This window comes from Geodermatophilus sp. SYSU D00705, assembly GCF_054050135.1.
This window is the reverse complement of sequence record NZ_JBJGYT010000001.1, coordinates 1-21,283: the sequence shown is the minus strand read 5'-3', so window position 1 is coordinate 21,283 and position 21,283 is coordinate 1. Positions and strand designations below refer to the sequence as shown.

Annotated in this window: 16 protein-coding genes; 2 read left to right on the top strand and 14 right to left on the bottom strand. The window is 70.1% G+C overall.

Annotated elements, in window-relative coordinates:
• Positions 1-6 precede the first annotated feature (6 nt).
• The 12 genes from ACI78Q_RS00080 to ACI78Q_RS00025 form a co-directional block, all read right to left on the bottom strand.
• Complete coding sequence (locus ACI78Q_RS00080) at positions 7-1,047, bottom strand: glycosyltransferase (protein WP_456921244.1); 1,041 nt, start codon at positions 1,045-1,047, stop codon at positions 7-9.
• 67 nt (positions 1,048-1,114) lie between these two features.
• Complete coding sequence (locus ACI78Q_RS00075; protein WP_456921243.1) at positions 1,115-2,146, bottom strand: polysaccharide pyruvyl transferase family protein; 1,032 nt, start codon at positions 2,144-2,146, stop codon at positions 1,115-1,117.
• Positions 2,143-3,498, bottom strand: coding sequence for a lipopolysaccharide biosynthesis protein (locus tag ACI78Q_RS00070; protein ID WP_456921242.1), 1,356 nt, complete (start codon positions 3,496-3,498; stop codon positions 2,143-2,145). The genes ACI78Q_RS00075 and ACI78Q_RS00070 overlap by 4 nt, the downstream gene beginning before the upstream one ends.
• Positions 3,499-3,544: 46 nt before the next feature.
• Positions 3,545-5,026: a polysaccharide biosynthesis tyrosine autokinase gene (locus ACI78Q_RS00065; protein ID WP_456921241.1), complete on the bottom strand. Its 1,482-nt coding sequence runs from the start codon at positions 5,024-5,026 to the stop codon at positions 3,545-3,547.
• Positions 5,027-5,235: 209 nt separating this feature from the next.
• The gene (locus ACI78Q_RS00060; RefSeq protein WP_456921240.1) at positions 5,236-6,597 is read right to left on the bottom strand and encodes a hypothetical protein; all 1,362 of its coding nucleotides are present in this window, start codon (positions 6,595-6,597) and stop codon (positions 5,236-5,238) included.
• A gap of 78 nt (positions 6,598-6,675) precedes the next feature.
• The gene (locus tag ACI78Q_RS00055; RefSeq protein ID WP_456921239.1) at positions 6,676-7,950 is read right to left on the bottom strand and encodes a glycosyltransferase family 2 protein; all 1,275 of its coding nucleotides are present in this window, start codon (positions 7,948-7,950) and stop codon (positions 6,676-6,678) included.
• A 20-nt stretch (positions 7,951-7,970) separates the two neighbouring features.
• The gene (locus ACI78Q_RS00050; protein WP_456921238.1) at positions 7,971-9,164 is read right to left on the bottom strand and encodes an ABC transporter ATP-binding protein; all 1,194 of its coding nucleotides are present in this window, start codon (positions 9,162-9,164) and stop codon (positions 7,971-7,973) included.
• Positions 9,161-9,946, bottom strand: a complete 786-nt coding sequence (locus ACI78Q_RS00045) for an ABC transporter permease (RefSeq protein WP_456921237.1) — start codon at positions 9,944-9,946, stop codon at positions 9,161-9,163. Before ACI78Q_RS00045 ends, ACI78Q_RS00050 begins: the two co-directional genes overlap by 4 nt.
• The gene (locus tag ACI78Q_RS00040) at positions 9,936-11,102 is read right to left on the bottom strand and encodes a glycosyltransferase (RefSeq protein ID WP_456921236.1); all 1,167 of its coding nucleotides are present in this window, start codon (positions 11,100-11,102) and stop codon (positions 9,936-9,938) included. The genes ACI78Q_RS00045 and ACI78Q_RS00040 overlap by 11 nt, the downstream gene beginning before the upstream one ends.
• The gene (locus ACI78Q_RS00035) at positions 11,099-13,594 is read right to left on the bottom strand and encodes a glycosyltransferase (protein WP_456921235.1); all 2,496 of its coding nucleotides are present in this window, start codon (positions 13,592-13,594) and stop codon (positions 11,099-11,101) included. The genes ACI78Q_RS00040 and ACI78Q_RS00035 overlap by 4 nt, the downstream gene beginning before the upstream one ends.
• Before the next feature lie 59 nt (positions 13,595-13,653).
• A complete protein-coding gene (locus ACI78Q_RS00030) occupies positions 13,654-14,355 on the bottom strand; it encodes a glycosyltransferase family 2 protein (RefSeq protein ID WP_456921234.1) in 702 nt (233 codons plus the stop codon).
• 370 nt (positions 14,356-14,725) lie between these two features.
• Positions 14,726-18,136: a glycosyltransferase gene (locus ACI78Q_RS00025; protein WP_456921233.1), complete on the bottom strand. Its 3,411-nt coding sequence runs from the start codon at positions 18,134-18,136 to the stop codon at positions 14,726-14,728.
• 52 nt (positions 18,137-18,188) lie between these two features.
• Here ACI78Q_RS00025 and ACI78Q_RS00020 point away from each other — a divergent pair, with 52 nt between their 5' ends.
• The gene (locus tag ACI78Q_RS00020) at positions 18,189-18,959 is read left to right on the top strand and encodes an arsenate-mycothiol transferase ArsC (protein WP_456921232.1); all 771 of its coding nucleotides are present in this window, start codon (positions 18,189-18,191) and stop codon (positions 18,957-18,959) included.
• Between the two features lie 7 nt (positions 18,960-18,966).
• Here the strand turns inward: ACI78Q_RS00020 and ACI78Q_RS00015 are convergent, their stop codons facing one another.
• Positions 18,967-19,443: a hypothetical protein gene (locus ACI78Q_RS00015; protein ID WP_456921231.1), complete on the bottom strand. Its 477-nt coding sequence runs from the start codon at positions 19,441-19,443 to the stop codon at positions 18,967-18,969.
• 360 nt (positions 19,444-19,803) lie between these two features.
• Here ACI78Q_RS00015 and ACI78Q_RS00010 point away from each other — a divergent pair, with 360 nt between their 5' ends.
• Positions 19,804-20,724: a hypothetical protein gene (locus ACI78Q_RS00010; RefSeq protein WP_456921230.1), complete on the top strand. Its 921-nt coding sequence runs from the start codon at positions 19,804-19,806 to the stop codon at positions 20,722-20,724.
• 76 nt (positions 20,725-20,800) lie between these two features.
• On the opposite strand, the gene ACI78Q_RS00005 is transcribed toward ACI78Q_RS00010, so the two are convergent.
• Complete coding sequence (locus ACI78Q_RS00005) at positions 20,801-21,160, bottom strand: PP2C family protein-serine/threonine phosphatase (protein WP_456921229.1); 360 nt, start codon at positions 21,158-21,160, stop codon at positions 20,801-20,803.
• Positions 21,161-21,283: the final 123 nt, after the last annotated feature.

Sequence of the window (21,283 nt, the reverse complement as noted above, 5' to 3'; positions counted from 1 at the left end):
CCGATCTCATGCACCGTTCAGGATCCCGGCCAGCTCCGCAGCCATTGCAGCGGTGTTGAAGCGCTCTTCCACCGTCCGGCGCCCGGCTTCTCCGAGGTCGGGCCCCAGTGCGGGATTCGACTCGATCCGGTCGATCGCCGAGGCCAGTTCCTGGGAGTCCCCCGGCTGCACGAGCAGTCCGTTCACCCCGTGCGTCACGTAGTCACGCATGCCCGGCGTGTCGGTCACCACGACCGGCCGACCGCAGGCCATGGCCTCGAGCGTCGCCGTCACCCCAGAACAGTGGACGTTCGGCTTCACTGCGACGACACAGACGGATGCCGACCTGTACTCGTCCCGCAGCGCCACATGACTCAGTGCGTTCGTGTGGACGCCGGTGTCGGCAGGCACGCTGACCTGGTGGTTGGTCACAAGGTGCAGCCGAGCGCCTGAACCTCTGTCCTTCAGCGCCTCCACCGCCCGGATCGCCGTGTCGTGGTCCCGGTCCCGGTCGTTGCCCACCACGAGCACACGACCAGGCCCGGCTGCCTCGCGCGACGGGGTCCAGAACTCCTGGTCGACACCGAACCTGAGGTGGTGCAACCGCCGGTCGTCGACGCCCCAGACCTCGCGGAGGATCGGCAGTTGCGCCGAGGACAGTGCCCAGACGGCAACACAGCGCTGGAGCGCCTCCCGTTCCGCTGCGAGTAGCGCCCTGGGTCGCCGGACGTGGTCGGTCAACCAGATCACGCCTGTGGCGACGGCTGCGTGTCGCGCGGTCAGCGCCAGGGGGATGCCAACCCCCTCGTCCCAGGCGACGTTCAGCTCCGACGCGCCGGCCACTCCTCGCCGTCCGGCCCATTCGTACCGGCCCGTGAGGAAGCGAGCGGCGCGACTGGCCAGCTTGGTGAGTCCCGACGGGGGCGGCTCGACGTGCAGCGATCGTCCTGTGCCGTCCAGACGGTGGAGTCCGTACGGCAGTTCATCGGGTACCTCGCCACGGGCATACCGCGCCGACCACTGCCGCGCGTCGAGCGAGTGCGAGTAACGGAGACGGATCGCGGTCACGGAGCACTCCCGCAGATGGGGGCGGACGCCTCGAGTGCACCTTCCTCGAGCGGGACGGCCGGGCACATCACGACGACTTCGCCGGCCCGTCCCCATCACCCTCGAGGAGGTTCATGACCAACTGACGAGCCGTCGGCGCATCGGAGGCGAACCGCACGTTGGGGAGCCGGCACAGGTAGTCCTCGTACACCCCGGAGACCTTGCCGTAGGCATTGTCGAGGGCAACGACTGGGAGACCGCACAGGCCTCCGAGCACAGCGGCGTGCAGCCGATCCGTGACGACGACCCGACCTCGGGAGAGCTTCTCGATGGCATCCCTGATGTTGATCCGCGCCTGGAGCTCGTAGGAGCGCGCCACGGCCGGATACAGCACCCCGGCAGCCTTTGGCACATACCGCTGAAGCCGACCCGGCACCCGCGACAGACGCCACTGTCGGTCGCGCCAGCCCGAGAGTCCCCAGTCGTCCCGGAGCACCTCCAGGCCGGGGAAGTCGAACGACCGGGTAACCGCCTCGGAGTCCCGACGCAACAGTGCGAGCACATCGACCGTGGGTGGTGCTGCGGGTCGGTGGACGCCCACCCCGAACGCCGCGTCCGGGCAGTGGACGACCGTGGTGCCCGGCGCCGAGAAGTGCTCACGGGCGAACGCCAGGGAGCGTTGCTCACGCATCATGAGGATCAGGTCGGGATGAGAGCCGAAGACGGCCTGGGTGCGCTGGAGGCTCTCGGCTTCCGAGAAGTCGGTGCTCTGCGGGAGCTGGATTATCCGCCTGTCCGGGAATGCCTCGATGATCCGCTCGCGGAACAACTGAATGTCGCTCCAGCGGTCCCCCAGGTTGCCCCCTCCGTTTAGCAGGAGTGTCGAGTTGTGCTGCAGCCTCCGACGCAGCAGTCCGACATCGAAGCGCGCGATGTCGGCGACGTACTGCACTGAGACACCGAGTCGCTCCAGGTACTCGCTCTCGCCGAGATAGATCAACGAGTCGCCGGCGTTCTGGTGGCTGGGGAAGTCCAGGAGGGCAACCTGCTCTCCTGGACCCAAGAACCTGCCGAGGACGTCGATGGACCGGCGCTGGATCTCCGCAACTGCCTCGCTCACGGCCGCTCCCGCACCGCTCGGACTGCGTCCCGAACGGTTCCTGGCAGTGCCAACAACCCCGTCCTCCGTCGACAGATCAAAGTCAGGACGACCTGCTGCAATAGAACGCCGGCGGCCGCGACCGTCGCCACGCCCACCGCTCCCCAGTGGGAAACCGCGATCAGTTCCCCCACGACGGTCAGCACAGCCGCAGCCACGGTCACCCGCACCACGATGCCTGTTTGGCCCGCCATCATGAGGACCCCGCCGGCAAACCCAAAGAGGGTGTTCCCCACAGCTCCCAGGGCCAGGACGACGAGGAAGGGCCAGGCCGCCCCGTAGTAGGACCCGAAGAGCAGGGTCAGCAACCTGTCTCCCAACGCCACCACGACCAGCAGCGCGAGCAGCGCCGGCGTCACGGCCAGCACGCCGTAACCCCGCAGGAGGACCTGCAGACGAGTCTTGTCCCGGACGCTCCACAGCGACGCGACCGCCGGGGTCAGCACCGTCGTCGCCACGAAGGCGGGAACCGCGATCAATCCGGCAACCCGGCTGGCTGCTGCGTAGAGCGCGAGTTCCTCCTGGGACGCCGCGTGCCCGATGACCACGACGTCTCCCATGGACAGCGCAGCGGCTGTGAGTTCGGTGACGAGGAACGGCAATCCGGCCCGGTAGAGAGAGATGAGACTCGCCTCAGTCGCGGGACGCCTCCCGTAACGTCGGGCTGCGGTGACTCCGAAGCTCACCAGAGCGCTCATGAGCACGGCCACCGAGGTACCCCACAGCAGCCACATGAGGCCAGCGAACCCCATGGTGCCTCGGGTCAGGCCGACCACGACGACAGGTAGGAGCACGAGGACAGCCCGCAGCGCATTGCCTAGGAGGGTGGCGCGCCCCTGCTGGTGGAGCCCCCTGAAGCTCTCGGAGACGACAACGCGCAGCGCCTCGGTGGCCACGGTCCCCGCCACGACGAGGCTCAAGCCATCCAACTGGCCATCGTCGAACATCGGCGCGAAGACGCTCGGCCCCACCAAGAAGGCTACGACCGGGAACGTCGCGGCAACGACCACGGTGGCGGCCACGACCACACGCCGGGCCACCGCCAACGCCGCGTCCCGGCCCTCCGCTGAGTACACGGACGCTGTCGCCCGCACGACCACCTGGTGCAGCCCCAGACGAACCGTGGCCGCTGCCAGGTAGACGACCGTGGTGATCAGCGTGTAGGCGCCGAAGTCCTCGGGAGCCAGGAGACGCGCGAGCAGCATCTGGGTCAGGACTCCTGCCCCGATGACGGTCGCCTGACCGACGAGCCCCGTGAGAGCGCCCCGACGAAGCCCCTTGGCCGAGACGGCCCGCCCCGCGTCCGTCGTCATGGGCGGCCGCAGGAACGCCTGGTGTCAAGTGGCGATGACACCGTGGTCACGTGGGACGAGACGCCGAGGGCGCTTCGGGGCTCGCGCCTTCCGTCGTCTCATGCCGACCGGTCCTGTTGACGACCGGGCCCGAGGACAGGGCGAGGATGGCGCCATCTTTCTCGTGCTTGTGATCGCGCTGGTAGTACGAGTTGTACTGGGCGTACGCATGCGGACCTCGCCGCGGGACCATGGTGAGAACGGTGCCGATCACGTGCGCGGACACGGCCTCCAGCGCCTGTGCTGCGGTTGCGACCTGCGTGGTCGCCGTCCGCTGGTGCCGGCAGACGAGCAGGACGCCGTCCGTCGCCGGTGCCAGGGCAGCCGCGTCGGTGACCGGCAGGAGGGGCGGCGCGTCGATGAGCACGACGTCATACCTGTCCCGCAGGGAGGACAGCAGCGTCTTCATCTGCTTGGACGCCAGGAGCTCGCTCGGGTTCGGCGGCAGCGGGCCGCTGCCCAGGACGTCGAACAGCCCACCCGACCAGGGCTGGATGGCCTGGTCGACCTCCACCTGGCCGACGAGCACGCTCGTGAGTCCGACGCTGCGTTCCAGACCCAGGAGGTCGGCCGCCCGAGGGCGACGGAGATCGGCCTCGATAACCAGCACGCGACTGCCGGTGGAGGCGATGGCGATCGCGAGGTTGCAGAGCGTCGTCGTCTTGCCCTCCTCGGCGAGGGAGCTCGTCACGAGGATCACGCGCCTGGGTTCGTCGACGTCCACGAACTGGAGGTTGGTGCGGAGCTGCCGGAAAGCCTCGGACCGGGGCGACTGCGGGTCCTCGTGCACGGTGAGGGGGCGCTTGGGGACCTTTGGGTCGAACCCAATGATCCCGAGGTTGGGGGCTCGCACCAGCTCGCGGAGCTGCTCCGGCGACTTGACCGACGTGTCGAGTGCATTGCGTGTGAAGGCTGCACCGACCCCGACGGCCAGTCCGGCCAGGAAGCCGAAGGTCAGAGCCGTCGTGAGGCTCGTCGAGGACGGGCTGCTCGGCAGTGCGGCAGGTTCGACGACGCGGACGGCAACCGGCGTCGCCCCTCCGGAAACAGTCGGCGCCTCGAGGTCGTCCACCAGGTCGCTCACGACCTCACCCACGGTGTTGGCTATCGCCGTCACGTCGTCGGGTGACGTACCGGTGACGGTGACGTAGATGAGGACGGTGTCCGGCGAGTTCGATGCCGTGATCTGAGAAGCCACCTGGCCAGGCGTCTCATCGAGGCCCAGTCTGTCGACGACTTCCGCCGCGACGCGCTCGCTGCTGGCCAGTTCCACGTACGAGGTGACGCGCTGTGCGGAGAGGAGCCCAGCACTGTAGGCGCTGTCGGCGCTGCTCGAGGACTGCGCCGACACGTACATCGTCAGGAAGGTCGTGTACTGCGGTGGTGTGGAGTGCCACACGGCAGTAGCTGCGCCGGTGCCCAACAGTACCCCGAGGACAATGATCAACCATTGCTCTCGGAGGACGCGCAGATACTCACTGAGGCGCACTACCTACCTCCACTGAAGAACGCGCGGTCGGCGCTGCGCGGATCGCAGCGTCCGACGGCGGAATCCACAGGCACGTTACCTGTGGGGCTTTGCAGTGCGCAGGTCCAGCACGTGATCTGAGCGGTCGCCACCCCCCATCGAGGGAGTGTCCCCGCTGTGCGGCCGCCGGACATCCGCCCAGCCTCTGCGCAGGCGACCGGGTGGACCGTCTAATGCGCCGGACGCCTCCTCGACCAGACCCCAGGTGAGGTCGGCTCTCGCTCAGGCCATGTCGTACGTCCGCCGGCGGACATAAGAGGTCGAGTCGGCGCGCGGTGAGCCATACCGGCCACCGCCAGTCCGACGAGGAGCCACACCACGATCTGGTATTGGGTGATCAAGTAGACGGTCAGGAGCATGGGTATCTGACCCACCACAGCGATCATCGCCGGCTCCCCTGCCCTGATCGCTACGACGACAGCGATCCCCAGAAGGGCCAAGAGACACAGCGTGAGGATCCAGCCGAATTGGATGGCAAACCCCAAGAACGCACTGTCCACGCTCTCGAACCCCTGCCGTTGCAGATCCCCGACTTGCGCACCTTGACCCGCAACCTGTCCGACGACCTGCAACTGGGGTACGACCGCATCGAACAGCCGGAAACGATACGACGTGCTCGATGCGGTCTCGCTGTCCGCGGACAAGGCGATGCCGAACACGTCATTCAGTGACGTCGCCGCGATGCCCACGACTCCCACACCGATGATTCCCCGGAGAGCGGGGCTGAGACGCCGCATGAGCAGCAGCGACAGGCCCAGCGACAGACCGCCTGCCAGGAGAGCCCCACGACTGCCCGTAGCCGCGATCCCGCCGGCGATCGCCGCCAACAGGCCGAGCTTCGCGAGAGCAGAAGCACGCATGCCCAGCACGAAAGGGACTCCAGCCGCCAGCACGCCACCAAGAGCGATGCTGTGCCCGAGCGCCCACTCGCTACGCGCGACTCCTCCGCGCTCCTGCACGGGGAACCAGGTGAAGTACTGGGGGTTGTTGACGCGCAGGCCGGTGAACGGATGCATGTCGAGGATCAACTCCACGACAGCGAGGACACCGAGGACACCGATGGCCACAGCCAGGCACCGATAGATCCAGTCCGGCCCGACTTCAGCGGCGAAGACCCGACCGATCAGGTACGCCAGCGCCCATTGATCGAGCATGGCCAGAAACGGCCCCGAGGTGGTGAGCCCGGTCACGACCAGTACGGCGCAAGACGCGAGAATCAACAGCAGAATGACGTCAGCCGCTTTGGGGCGCACCTCTCTCCACGGCGTCCCCCGCAGTTGCGGGACGAGGATCAGAAAGCCCGTGGCCGCAGCGGCAGGTATGTAAGCGGCGACGTCGACGCCGACCCAGTAGGGGATCGTGAGCGAGCTGACCAACCACAGCGCAAATCCCCACTTCGGGCTGCGCGAAGCAACTACGAGGGTGACTCCGGCACCAAGGGCGGCAGCCACTGACAGCGGTTGGTGGAAGGCTGCTACCCCGGCAACCGCGGCTGCTACCGCAGCGGCGACGAACAACAGAGGCGTTCGCACCTCATCCCATCCCTTGTTCGTTACTCGAACCCGCACATGCCGGGCGAGCCTGCGCTCGGTGTCCGAGGGCTGCAGGATTCACGATCCCACGCCGCGGTCGGCTCTCGGCGCCGGCCGGGAGAACGCGTCGCTGTCCCCTGTCGCGAGTCGGCGCTGAGCAGGGGCGCGACGGTCCTGCGAGGCGCGGCGCACACGGGCGACGAAGTGGTCGGGATCGAACGGCAGCCCGCCCCAGCGCAGCGGGGCGCTCCCCACCGGTCGGCCGTTGCGCAGGATCCGTACGTCGCACGGTTCTCCGGGCTCGGGTAGCCGCAGTTCCCCAGTGTCGACGTCGATGAAGGCGCTTGTCGTCCGCGCGGCTTCCTCGACCCTCGCCATGAGCGCGTGCAGCCGGTCCAGGGACCGGAGTTGGGTTCCGACACCGACCCAGTACTGCAGGACGGTGGCCCGCTGCAGGACGGCCATCCACTCGCGGTATCGCTGCCCCGCCTCGAGGGCCCGCAGCGCCGATCGGCCCAGGACGAGGCCAAGGTCGGCTCCGCGACTTCGGAATGCCTGCTCCAGCAGGCGCCGCTGCCAGCCGCGGGCGTGCCGGTGGAGGTCCAGCGGCAGCGCGCCGCAGGCGCCGGGATGGGCCTCGACCAGCCGGGCGTCCCCCTCGCCCTCCTTGCGCATGTCGGCGAAGTACGTCGGGAGGTCGGTGTCGAAGCGGTGACCGACGGGCGCGCCGGGACACCGGAGGAGCGCGACGCCGGCCTGCTGGAGCCGGAGCCCGAAATCCCAGTCCTCGCGGCGTGCCAGAGGGCGGAAGCCCCCTAGATCGTGGAACACCGTTCCGGGGACCGACAGGTCGGCCGTGGCGACGTCGGTGAACCGCAACTCCCCCCGGCCCTCCATGTGCGCCGTCTGTCCCTCCCACCACTCGGTGATGGCACGGGTCAGGAAGCCGTCCGCACGGGCAGGTTCGGAGACCACGGTGCCGACGAGCGCCCGTCGTCCGCCGTCGGCGTGCCCCGCGGCGTGGCGAGCCAGTAGGTCCGGGCAGTGGGGAACGACGTCGTCGTCCAGGAACAGGAGCACGCGACCCGAGGCCTGCCGGGCGCCCGCGTTCCGGGTGGGACCGGCGCCGTGCCCGTGCTGGGGGTCGTCGCCGGTCTGCGGGAGACGCACGATCACCGGTGACCGATCCACGGTCAGCGACCGGAGCGCTCCCTCCGTGCCGTCGAGGTCGCCGTCGAGGGCGATCACGATCTCGAACTCCCCGGAGTCGAACCGCTGTTCCTGCAGCCCAGCGACGAGTCGGCAGACGGCCTCGCGGCGTCCTCGCGTGGGGATGACGACGCTGAGCTGCACGGGCTCTCCCCCGGCCCCGGTCACGTGACCTGCCACTGCCGGGGCGGGTTGAGGACGCCACGGGACGCGCGGCCGGGGACCTCGAAGTGGTAGGCGCCGCTGTGCACGTCATGAGCGGTCTTGAAGTCCGCGCCGTAGACGCCCACCTCCATCCAGTAGGTCCCGGGCGCCAGGTCGACGCGGTGGAGGGTCAACTGCACCGTCTGCTTGCCCTCGACCGGACCCACGAAGACGCGGTCGTAGAGCGTGGCGAAGTCGAAGCACAGCACGCCGTCGTCGCTGAAGACGCTGATCCCGACGACGACCTCGGGAGCGGGCTCGTGCGCCACGAGGTCGACGTCGACGACGAGTGGTTCGCCCGGGTCCACCGTGGCCTCGCCGCCCGAGATGGACCCCATCCGGACGGCGGTGATCTCGACCTGGCGGTCGCCGTGCCGCTCCAGTCCGCTCTCGTCCACCGCGACCTCACCGGTCGCCGCCCGCAGCGACCGCCGGTACTGCTTGGTGACCTCCACCGGGTCTCCCTCGGCGACGATCACGCCGTCGGAGAGCCAGACGGCTCGGGTGCACATCGCCTCGACCTGCTCGAGTTCGTGGGAGGTCAGGACCACCGTGACCGACTCCTGCTGGTGCAGCTCCGCGAGACGGTTCAGGCACTTCTGGCGGAAGCGCAGGTCACCCACGGCGAGGACCTCGTCGATAAGCAGGACTCGCGGCTCGACGCTGATGGACACCGCGAAGGCCAGCCGCAGCCGCATGCCGTCGCTGAAGGTCCGCAGCGGCTGGTCCATGACGTCCTCGAGCTCGGCGAACGCCGCGATCCGTGGCAGCCGTGCCCTGGCCTGGCGGCGCGTCATGCCGGCCAGGATCGCGGCTGTGAGCGCGTTCTCCTCAGCCGAGAGGAGGGGCTGGAAGCTCTCACCCAGGGTCAGGAGCCCGCTGATCCGACTGTGCAGGGTGATCGATCCCCGGGTGGGCGCGGTGACACCGGACAACAGCCGCAGCAAGGTGGACTTGCCCGCACCGTTGACGCCGATGATGCCGAGGGCCTCACCCTCGCGCACCGTCATGGACACGTCCTTGAGCGCCCAGTGCGGCGAACGGGCGCGCAGTTCTCCGAGGTTCCGCAGCGACCCGCCGCCGCCGGCGGTGGAGCGGCGGTAGCACTTGCCGACGTTCCGGACCTCGATGACCGGCCTGCCGAGCTCGCTCACAGCTCGTCCACGAAGGTCCGGCTCGCGCGACGGTAGATGAGACCACCGATCACCAGGGCCACGACGCCGACGGCGTAACTGGACAGGACCTGCAGCACGTCCGGAAGAACCCCTTCGACGAGGACGTCACGCTGGATGGAGAGCAGGGTGGCTACGGGGTTGAGGTCGAGCAGCCACCGGAACCGCTCCGGGATCTGCTCGGGGGTGTAGAAGACCGGCGTGACGTAGAACCCGAGCAGCGTCGCCACTCCCACCACGATCTTCACGTCGCGGACGTAGACGTTGGCCGCACACAGGGCGTATCCCAGCCCCAGGATGAGCATGAACATCGGGAGCAGTACCACCGGCAGGAGCACCCACGTCCAGGGCACGCCTCCGGAGAACAGCAGGATGACGGCCAGCACCGGCAGTGCTGCCACGTAGTCGGTGGCGTCGGTCAGGACGCTGACGACCGGCACGAGCATCCGGGGGATGCCCGGCCGCATCAGCAGGTCACGGCGGTCCACCGCGCTCGACGTCGCGGAGACCAGCCCGGAACTGAACCACAGCCAGCCGATGAGCCCAGAGAAGAGGAACACGGCGTAGTTCGGGACGTCCAGCGGCAGCACGGTGGTGAAGACGAACGCCAGGACGAGGAAGCGCGCCAGCGGCTGGGCGATGGACCACAGCCACCCCAGGACGGAACGTCGGTACCGGAGGTGGACCTCGCGCAGGACCAGGTGGCTCACGACGTCGACGGAGTGCCGCAGCCGGCCATCGGAAGCCCGGGTGTCAACGGTCACGGTCGCCTCCGGACGGGAGGGCAGCCTCGGCCTCGAAGGCGGCCGCACCCGAGCGGCTCCCCAGGGCCTCCGCGGCTATCTCGAGGAACCGGGCCGGCTCCCGCCGGCGCACGGCTCCGAGCAGGGACCGCACGTGCCGTTGCCGGTGCCAGCGGGACAGCTCCCGCTCCGCGACCGCCCCTCGTGGCCCACCCTCCGATCTGTACTTCTGCAGCACGGCCGCGTATCCGGTGCCGTTGTCCCGGTACTGCCGGAGGAGGCCGGGCAGGTCGCGACGGTGGACGTGCCGGACGACCGCGTCGGGTTGGTACGCGCCGACTCCTCCACCGGCGAGCGCCCGCACGAACACGTCCAGGTCGTCCCCGCCCCGGGTGCGCCGACCGGCGCCGAGGCGGACGTCGAAGCCGCCGATCTCCTCGAGCACCGCGCGGGTGAACGCCATGTTCGCGCCGGCTCCCAGCCGGAATCCCTGGACACCCACGTCCCCGGCGGAGAAGAGCTGCGGCTGGAAGCCCTTGCCCATCCCTCCGTTGCCCTCGAAGACCTGCTGGGCGGGGGTGACCAGCTCCGCCGCCGCGACCAGTCCGGTCACGCACGTCACCGCCTCGGTGACGAAGCCGCGGCACAAGGCGCCGACCCAGCGGGGGTGCGGACGCGCGTCGTCATCTGTGAACGCGACGACCGGAGTCCCCGCCGAGGACCACCCGGTGTTGCGTGCGTGGCTCAGGCCCGCCCTGGGCTCGACGACGTGGCGGAACCCGAACCGCTCCACCACCTCGGCCGTCCGCGCATCGGTCGGTGCGTTGTCCACGACCACGACCTCGGCCGGGGCCGGGTCCAGGTCCCGTAGCGCCTCGAGACAGCCGGCCAACATGACCGGGCGGTCCCGGGTGCAGACGACGACGGTCACCTGACCGGGCAGCGGGTACGCGGGCTCACCGTCCGGCCGCACCGCGTCCAGAGCCGTGATGATCGGCTCCAGCGGCAGGAGGAGTTCCTGCCTCATCTCCGCCCAGCCGGTGTCCGTGGCGGGCAGGATCCGTTCTCCCAGGACGCGGTCTCCCCACCAGAGCAACGCACGCAGCGGTCGTTCCGTCCGGGGCACCGGGCAGTCCGGATCGCGGAGATCGACGTCCACGAGCAGCGGCGCGCTCATGCGCACCGCTCCGCCAGTGCTGCCGACAACCGTTCGGGCGGCAACGCGGCCCGCACCCGTCGTCCCAACTCGGCACCGGACCACGGGAACCCACCCCAGTTGCTCGGGACCGTCGCCACAGGACGCCCACGGACCAGGAGCTCGACGTCGACGGCGGCTGGATCGGGAGCTCTCCACGGTCGGTCGTCCAGGGTGAAGGGCACCGACGGAGCAGGGCGGGATCGCACCCATGCCGGGGAGCGGCTGAGGGCCTCGATGAACCGCGCCTCCGTCCCGGCTGCGCGTGCCACCCCGGTCCAGTAGGCGACCGAGAAGGCCTGCCCCAGTCGCTGGTGGAACCGCGTGCGGGCACCCAGCCGGTCCAAGCCGCCGAGCCGCACCCGCAACGGGCCGAGCACCCGCTCCCCCAGGTGAGGGGCGAGGAAGAGTCCGGTCACCATCCCCTGCTGCCGGACGTCCATGTCCAGCCACCGCCACAACGGCAGGTGGTGGGCGACCTCTGGATGGTCTTGGGCGAACCGGAAGTCCCCGGCGCCCTCCTCGATGCGGTCCCGCAGGAGCCCGCGGAGATCGACGTCGATCGGGTGCTCCACCGCCGCCGCGGGAGCCCCGACGAGCTCGATCCCGCTGCGCTGCAACCGGTACCCGAGCTCCCAGTCCTCGCGCCGGGGGAGCTCGCGGAACCCGCCCACGGCGTCGAAGGTCTCGCGCCCGATCGAGAAGTTGCCGGTCCCCAGGTCGGTGAACGCCAGCGGCCCCCCCGCGGACAGCCGGCCTACGTGGTCGACCCACCAGTTGCGCACGCCCAGGAGGAACGGTCGCTCGGCCGGCACGTCACCGGGGAGACATGGACCAACCACGGCGACCGGCGAGCCCTGCGACCGGTGGGCGGCCATGTGCCCGCTGACCAGGTCGGCACCGATCGGCGAGACGTCGTCGTCCAGGAACAGGATCACCTCCCCGGTCGCCATCCCGACCCCGGAGTTGCGGGCCGCGGCGGCGCCACGGTTCTCCTGGTGGACGACCAGGCGGACGGGACACCCCAACTCCAGGCGGCGGATCGCCGCGGCCGTCCCGTCGACGTCGCCGTCGACTGCCACGACCACCTCGGCCGGCGGCGTGGCCTGATGATCGAGAGCACGCAGCAGCTCCACGACCCGGTCCCGCCGGTTCCGCGTGGGGATGACGACGGACACCGGCGGACGGCGCTCGGAGCCCGACGAGACCTGCACGGAGGGCCGTTCCGCTGCCGGCCAGGGTGGGGGGAGGCCACCCGCGGGGGACAGCAGTGCGCCGCGCCGACGCACGATGCGCTCGGCCGCGAAGAAGGCCGCCGGCGCCTGCAGCGCGCCGACGAGATCAGCCCACGCCAGACGCGTCGGGGGCGCGTTCCCGCGCCCCGTGGCAGCGCGGAGCAGGCGACGGGCCACCCACCGCACCGACCAGCTCGCCAGCTCGCGCAGCGCCAGGGGGTCGTGGTCGTGCAGCAGGGCCTGGAAGAGGAAGGAGTAGGTCCCGATCGAGTAGCTGGTGACCGTCCTGATCAGCTCGTCGGCGCCTTCCCGGTGCCAGTGCAGTGACAGGGCCCGGGGCTCGAACACGGCCCGGTGGCCTGCGCGCAGAACGCGGTAGAGCCCGTAGGTGTCGCCCCCTCCCCTCGTCGGCATGCCGCTGTCGAGGACCTCGGGGAAGCCGCCGACGGCCAGCATCAGGTCACGTCGGAACGCCATGGAGGCCCCCGCGCCCAGCGAGCCGGCGCCGGTGGGCGCGTGCAGGGCGCCGTCCATGACCCGGCGGTGCCGTCCCCTGCCGAACCCGAAGTGCTCCTCGAACGTGCGCTGCTCCACGGTGTCGAGGACGGCCGGGAGGACCAGCCCGGTGGCCGCGCCCACCAGCGGGTCGTCGAAGCACCGCAGCAGCGACCGAGCCCAGGTGGGGAACACGTACACGTCGTCGTCGGCGAACAGGACGACGTCCCCGCGGGCCTCGAGCAAGCCCCGGTTGCGCGCACGGGCGAGCCCGGGCAGGGGCTCGTGCACCCAGCGGAAGCCCCGCTCCTCCACGACGCGTCGGGTCGCCGGGTCCCCGTCGCCGTTGTCCACGACGAGGACGTCGACCGGATCGCCGGGGGCGAGTGCGGACAGAGAGTCCAGACAGCGCAGCAGGGAGGCCGATCGGTCGCGTGTGCAGACCACGACGGTCCCGCTCAGAGAGGGACTCGCGGCGATCGGCTGCGGCGTCAGCAGCTCATCGGCCCGGTGGTCGGCCAGCGGTCCACCGAAACGGCGCGCCAGGGTCGGGGCGAGGACCGCGGCCGGGAACGGGTCGACCGGCGCGGCGAGGACCACCGTGCCCAGCGGGTGCCCTCGCCACAGTGCGGTGACGTGCAGCGCCGCCGCACCGCGAGTTGGGATGTCGGTCACCGGATCGGCGAGTTCCACCACGACCGGGTGCCACGCGCCAGGCGGCGCCGTGGCGACCCGCGCCGGCACGACAGGTACTCCGCCCGGCGCGCTCGGGCCGGTGCTCGCTTCCGCCTCATGCAGCGGTGTCACTGCTGATCTGCCTCCCGCAGAGCCCGCTGGCGCCAGAACTCGGTCCAGTCGGTGAGATAGCTGTCGTCGTGGATGAGGTAGTCCACCGTGATCGACGGGACGAACTGCATCCGCATCCGGCGACTGCAGCGCCACACGAACTCCCAGTCCTCCTTGACCCCGTCCCGCTTGTTCCTCGGCGTCCGCCCGAAGCGGACCCGCGGCCCCCGCCGGATGACGAGCGTGCTGCTGTCGGTGTAGTTGAGGCGGCGGAGCGTCTTCCGGTCGTACGGAACGGCGAGCACGTCGACGTCAGAACCATCCGGGCGGTGACGGCGCATCCCGGTGTAGACGAGGTCGGCTCCGGCTTCCAGCGCCTCGACCGCACGTTCCAGGTGATCCGGACGCCACCGGTTGTCGTCGTTGAGCAGGGCCACGTACCGGGACCGGGTCAGGCGGACACCGACGTTGTTCACGACACCCAGGACACCCGTGTGGCGGCGCAGCGTGACGACGCGTAAGCGCGGATCCTCGGGGAGTCCGGCCACGTACTGGGGGTCATCGTCGTCCGAGACGACGATCACCACGAGATCCCGGTACTTCTGACCCAGCGCGGAGGCGACAGCGGTTCGCAGGAGCGCCGGACGCCGGAAGGTCGGGATGACCACCGCGACCGTCGCCTCCGGCAGAGGACTCACGACTTCGGCCAGGCGACGCACCTCGCGGTGTTCCCACAGGGTCCAGTAGAGGGCGAGATGGACCCGTCGGATCCGGAGCACGAAGTCACGGAGCGGGAGGACGTCCAGGTATCTCGCCGCGAGCACCCGGTACCAGGGCTTGTGCGCCGCCGTCGAACGCCCGGCCACCGGGTGGCCCGGCTCAGCAACCATGGTCAGTGGGCACTGGTCGGGTCCACTGCACCGGGTCCGCCGCGCAGGAGCGATCTCGGTGCCGGCCGACCACGACCGACAGGCGCCCCATCCGGTCCCCTTCCCTGGCCAACGTTGGAGCACGCTAACCGATACGAATGGGTGTCGCTCGACGTCACGCGCCACCCCACCCCTTTCGAGGAACCCGAGCGCCCGGATGTCAGACGCGGCGATCGCCGGTGACACTGACCCGTCGGATGAAGGTGGACACGTCGTCATCGCCGAGCACCTCCACGCGGGGAAGGGCCATCGCAGGGTCCTTGAGCGAGCTGAACGCCGACCGCGTCGTGACACCGTGGAGAAAGCCACATGCCGCGTGCAGATGGGTCACCACGCTGTCGTGACGCCCGTACGGATAGGCCACGGCCGTGACAGCCGCCTGGAGACGGTCCTCGAGCTCGACGCGCGAGCGCGCGGCTTCCTCCGCCATCTCCGCGGGGGTGAGGGCTGACAGCGGCCGGTGCGTGTGACCGTGTGCACCGATGGTGACGCCGGCACCGTGCAAGGCCTGCAAGTCGTTCCAGCCGAGCAGGGGCACCTTCTCGCCGTACACCTCGTCCCAGACGTTGCTGCCGCCGACGTGAGCGGTGGGCACGAACAGGGTCGCGGGGAAACCGTGACGCTGGAGGATCGGCCAGGCCTCTTCCTGGAAGTCGACGTATGCGTCGTCGAAGGTCAACAGCACTGCCCGTCCGGGCAGGGGGCGGTTGACCCGTCTCGCCTCGGCCCACTCCTCCAGGGTGGTGCCGCGGAAGCCCGCCGACCGCAGGTATCCGAGCTGTTCGTCGAGCGCGGATGGGGTCACGCGATACCGGGACAGCGCCTCGGAGCCCGATGCGGAGACGCGGTGGTACATGAGGATGGGCAGCCGATCAGTGCCAGCAGGACCATCGGCATCTGCCGCTGGGGCGGCCTTCCCGGTCCAGCGCACGTGAGCGGCGACCTCGGGCTCCAGCCGCGCCGTCAGCGGTCGCTCCTCGACACGGGGGCGCGTCCTGCGCAGGAGACGCGGGAAGGGCCGCCTCCCCGTCGTCCGGCGGTAGAGCTGGATGCGATAGAGCGGGGTCTTGAGTTCCTGGACCAGTTCCAGCCCCGGAGTCCGGGTGAAGGTCCTGCTGATGAACGCTGCCCCGAAGGGGACGTCCCACTCGAAGGCCGGCCCGGACTCACCGTCCACGACGACGTTGGCGTGCGCTGTCAGCAGGTGACCACCGGGCCGCAGGGCCGCAGCGAGCCGGGCCGCCACGGCGGGGAATCCGCGCCGGTCTGCGGTGTAGGCCAGCATCTCGCTGCACACCACGAGGTCGAACAGGCCGGGCAGTTCGTCACTCCCGAGATCGAGTTGTCGGTAGTCGACGTTGCTGAACTCCTGACAGCGCTCCCGCGCCGCCTCGAGCGCGATCTGAGAGATGTCCGCTGCCACCAACCGTCCCACCCGGGGAGCGAGCATCGCGGTGAAGTGCCCGCCGGCGCATCCCAGCTCGATCGCACGGTCGATGGGACCGGCGGGCAGGAGCTCGAGGGTCTCCCGGTACTTGATGTGTTCGTACTCGGTCGTGTACTTCCACGGATCTGCGTCAGCGGCGAACAGGGCCTCGAAGTCGTGCCGGGTGAAGGCCTTCTGCGCTGAGTCGTCCGCCTCCGGCGCAGGCGGTGTCACCACCATCCGCGGCACGGCCCACAGGCGATCCGGCGCGTAGCGGACTCCAGCGGAGCCGGCCTCGTTCCGCGTGAGCGGCTGCCTCTCCCGAGCGATCGACCGTCGGAGCAGGTCCACCGCACCCTGAGGCAGCGTTGCGTGCCGACTGGCCGGCGAGGTCACCGCCCCATGAGGATGACGCCAGAGGACCTCCTCGTCGCCATCCCCGTCGTCGGCACGTGCCGCCGCCTCGCGGAGCCGGGCACGGAGAGGACCGTCGTGGCTCGATCCCAGCAGGCCCTCGCGAACCGCCGCCGTGAGCAGCTCCGCCCCGCACTCCGCGGCGATCGCCGCCCGCAGCTGCTGAGGACTGAGGCCGCGGCGAGTGGTCACCGTGATCGCTCCGATGGACCGACCGCCCACGGCGACGGCGACGGGGACCTCGCCGCGGACGCGAGAAACGCGCGGCAGGTCGGACGAGACCTCGACGTGCAGCCAACCGTCCACGAGCTGGGCCGAGGATGCCGGTCGGTCGTCCCGCGTGCGCGGGTCGTAGAACGCTGCCTCCGACCAGTCCGGTCGACCCCACAACTCCCGGAGAAACGTCCCCCAGCCGACCGCATCGTGGTCCGCTGGTCCGGAGTAGACGGTGGATTCGAAGAAGTGCCCGAGCAGTCGCCATCCGAGTTCCGCTGCGATCGTGTCGGCGATGACGAGGCCGCGCACCCTCCGCCCCACGGCGGGCAGAGCGACGACCCCCAGCACCTCCTCCCCGTTGCGCACCTCCACCCGGAGGACCTGGACCTCCTGCGGGAGCGCCACGTCCGGGACGGCTTCGTCGACGTTGACGGTGACGAGGTGGGTGACGCCTGCCGTCGCAGGCCGCTTCGGCAGGCGTTCGAGCACCGAGGCCTCGAGGCGTCGACGGGCCTCGTCCACGAGGTGGGTCGCCTCGGACTGGCGCTCGAGTGCCGCCAGGAACCGATCGATCCCCGCCTCCACCTCTTCCCAGGGGCGGCCGTGACCGTGGACGGCGAGCCCGTCTCCGAGCGCCTCCGCCACTGCAGCCGGGTCCAACCCGGGGAACGGCCGATCGCCCACGAGTTCCAGCAGGCCCGCGCCGTCGCGGCCGGCACCGAGAGCCTGTCCGGCTACCCATGACGCCAGCAGGTAGGCGCGGCCGGTCAGCTCCACAGTGGGCAGGCCGGCGCGGTGGCGGTCGGCTGGGTCCGGGACGCGGGGATCGGGCCGGTGACCGCGCGCGACGACCTGCAGGGCGTCCCTGAGCAGCCCGCGTTCGTCCATCGACGCACCGTTCTCGCGCACTCGGTACACGGCCAGGACCTCGGGCACCAGTGCGACGCCGCGACCGCGACGGACCACCCGCTGCCAGAGGTCCCAGTCCTCACAGAGGACGAGGCCGGTGTCGAATCCGCCCACGTGGACCACGGCTTCCTTGCGAGCCAGGCAGGCGTGGATGGCGACCGGGCAGCGGTTCGCCAGCACGGCGAACCAGTCTTCCGATCCCCGTGGGAGCACGCCGTCGGCCCTGCGACCGCCGGGGTCGACGCGGACGTACCCACCCATCACGAGATCGACCTCGGGCGAGGTCGCGGCGAGGAGGCCGGTCAGGGCCTCCGGCTCCAGGACGTCGTCGGCGTCGAGGAAGAGCAGCCACTCGGCACGGGCCTCCGCGATGCCGCGGTTGCGGGCCGCGCTCACGCCCCCGTGCTGGGCCCGGACAAGCCGGACCCGCGGGTCCTCCTGAGCGACGGATTCGGCGACGGCGACCGTGCCGTCGGTCGACCCGTCGTCCACGACGACCGCCTCCCACGACTCCTCGGTCTGTGCGGCGAGGCTGGCAAGGGTGTCGGGCAGCGTCGTCTCCGCTTCCCATGCAGGGATGACGACCGAGACTCGGGGACGATCCACCGCGCCAGTATGGGGAACACGGAACCCAGCGGCCCGCCGACCGACCCATGGGGTGAGCGCGGAAGTCCAGCTCGTCGACGGTCATGATGTGTTCGTGGGGCGGCATCGACGGGAGGAGGACGACGAGTTCCGCCTGCTGTTCATCTGTACCGGCAACGTCTGCCGCTCCCCGTTCGCTGCGATCGTCACGAGGCATCTGCTGAACGAGCGGCTCGGGTACGGCTCCAGCTCTTCCTTCGACATAGGCAGCGCAGGGGTCCAAGCGGTCGTGGGGACCGGCGTCCACCCCATGACACGGGAGCAGCTCCGGTCCCGGGGGCTCGACTCGCCCGCAGTGGACCGGTTCGTGGCCCGGCAGATGGACGGCACGATGCTGGCGAGCGCTCACCTCGTGCTGGGAGCCACCCGACGGCACCGTGCGTTGGCCGCGCAGGCGGCGCCCTCGGCACTCTCGACGACATTCGCGTTGCGCGAGTTCGCCCGGCTGGCCGCATCGATCGTCCCGACCGCGTTGCCTGCGGATCCGGTCCCGCGCGCGCACGCCCTCGTCGAAGCGGTGCGACGGCACCGTGGACTGGTGCCACCCGTCTCCCCGGCCGAGGACGACGTCCTGGATCCCATGGGAGGGCCGGTCAGAGAGCACGCGGCCGCCGCGCAATCCATCGACGATGCCGTGCGGATCATCGTGGACATCCTGGCGCCGCCCCTTCGGGGTGCGGGCACCGCGGGGAACGGTGGCGTTGTGGAGATCCGGCACGGCGAGATCTCACGGCATCCCGGCGCCGCCTGGCCGCCCGGTCCACCCCCCGTCGTCGCACCCTGACGAGAAGTCAGGCCTCCGCCGATACCTCCTCGGGCGGCACCTCGCCATCGCCCGGCAGGATCGTCGACCGTCCGCTCACCACCCGGGCGCCAGCGGGCACATCCCGGGTCACCGTCGCGTTGGCCCCCACGATCGCGCCGGGACCGATCGTCAACGACTTGCCGTCGCGTCCGATGACCAAGGATCCGACTCCGAGCACCACGTCGTCCCCGATGACCACCTGCACCCCGTCACCGATGTGCCACGTCCCAGCCGCGATCGTGACGTTGTGGCTCACACGGACACGCCGACCAATGGTCGTGTTGGGGTGCACGACTGTGCCGACACCCCGATGCCACAAGACGACGTCGGGCTGGATGTCGCACTCGTAGGGCAGCACGGCCTTGAAGATCAAGAAGTTCAACGCCTTGAGCAGCTTGGCTACCGGGGTCAATCCCCGGCGGTACAGAAGCGTGGACCACCACCACAGCTTTTCGGGCTTCACGCTTCGACTATCGCCCACCGAACGCGTGCCGCTCTCCGCAGGGTCGACGCTTCTGTACACCGTCCCCGAGGGGCCTGCCTCCGATGGCCCATGTCCTACTGCGGGGGCGGTGGTCTGCTCGGACTCGGTCGAGCGGTCGGTTCTGCTGGAACCCGGTCACACCCGTCACGGTCCTCCACGACTAGATCGAGCACGAACAGCCCAGGAGTCCTCACCTTCGGTGTAGGACGCGAAGACGTCAGGCCGACCAGGCCCGCCGTCGTGTTCATGGAGACCGAGATCACCGGGACCGATGGCTAGCCTCGGTCGATGGATCGGCGGCGGTTCCTACTGCTTCTCGCAGCGGCGGGACTCGCCGGCGTGACTGCTGCAAAGCAACCTTCCGAACTTCCTCGCCCGATGTCGGTCGGTGGAGCTCCCCTCCTACGGGGGGTCAACCTCACCGTCGACTTCGAGCCCTGGGAATCGATGTGGTCCCGGTGGAAGTGGGACGACTGGGTCAAGTGGCAGGTGGACCGCGCCGTCGAACTCGATGCCAACGCCGTGCGGCTCATCGGCAACGTCTCAGGCATCACGAACGGCACTTTCACCCTCGAGACCTACCTGGACCGCTGGCGACAGTTCCTGGACTACACCGGGTCCCTCGGCCTCTACGCGTATCCCTGCGGCGGCGACCTGGCTCACTGGGATGCGACGACCGATGGACAGGCTCAACGCATCTACCGGGCGTGGGGCGCCCTGCTGGATGGCTACGACCACGTGATCGGCATCGACGTGACGAACGAGGGCTTCGGTCAGGGGGCCGCGGTAGGACGCGTGGAGAGCAGCATCCTCGCGACGCTCTCCGCGCTGACCCGAGCTCTCCGCGATGTGACGGACAAGCCCCTCGCACACTCTCACGTACTGGCCGAGGCGGGGGGTTGGCGGTCGAGGCACCACGAAGCAGTTGCCGCGATGAGCGACCACTTCGATCTCCACCTGTACTACCAGGCCGCCCTCGAGGACGCGCGGCCGTTCTTCGACAACTGGGCCGGCCGCGCGGTCCTGCTGGGGGAAGTCGGGATCAGCCTGAAGCACGACGCTGCCGCGCGGGAGGCGAGATACGAAGCGGCGCAACAGCTCGTCGAGTCCCGCTCCGAGTTCACCGGGGCCCTGGCGTGGGCCGTCACCGACACCAGCCTCGATCTGAATGGCGCCTGCGGACTGGTCGATCGGTCCGGAGACCGGAGAAGAGACATCTGTGATGCCTTTACCCGGTGGCCCACGGAGCGCCCGACGTGATCAAGGCGCCCTGACCCGTCCTGGCGCAGGCGAGCTGTAGCCGACCGGGATCCCCGGCCGACCCACGCCCGCTGCTTCAGACCGCGCCGACGGTCCGGGCGTGGGCCACCACGACGGTGACGTTGTCGCGGGCACCCACGGCCTCGGCGCTCACCACGAGGTCCTCGGCAATCGTCTGGAGGTCGGCTTCGGCCACCAGCAGCTCGGCGATGCGCTCGTCCGCCACTTCACCGGTGAGGCCGTCGGAGCAGGCGAGGAAGCGCTCCCCCGGCACCACTGGAAGCAGGACGATGTCCGGCTCGTTGCGCGGACCGACACCGAGTGCCCGGGTGATGATGTGCCGCTGCGGGTGCGTCGCAGCCCCCTCGTCGGAGATGTAGCCCGCGTCGATGAGCTCCTGGACCACCGAGTGATCGGTGCTGACCTGCTCGAGCACGCCGTCCGACCAGCGGTAAACGCGTGAGTCGCCGACGTGGAAGGCAGCCCACCGCGGCCCGGGGGGGGGGGGGGGGGGGGGGGGGGGGGGGGGGGGGGGGGCGGGGGGCGGGGGCGGGGGGGG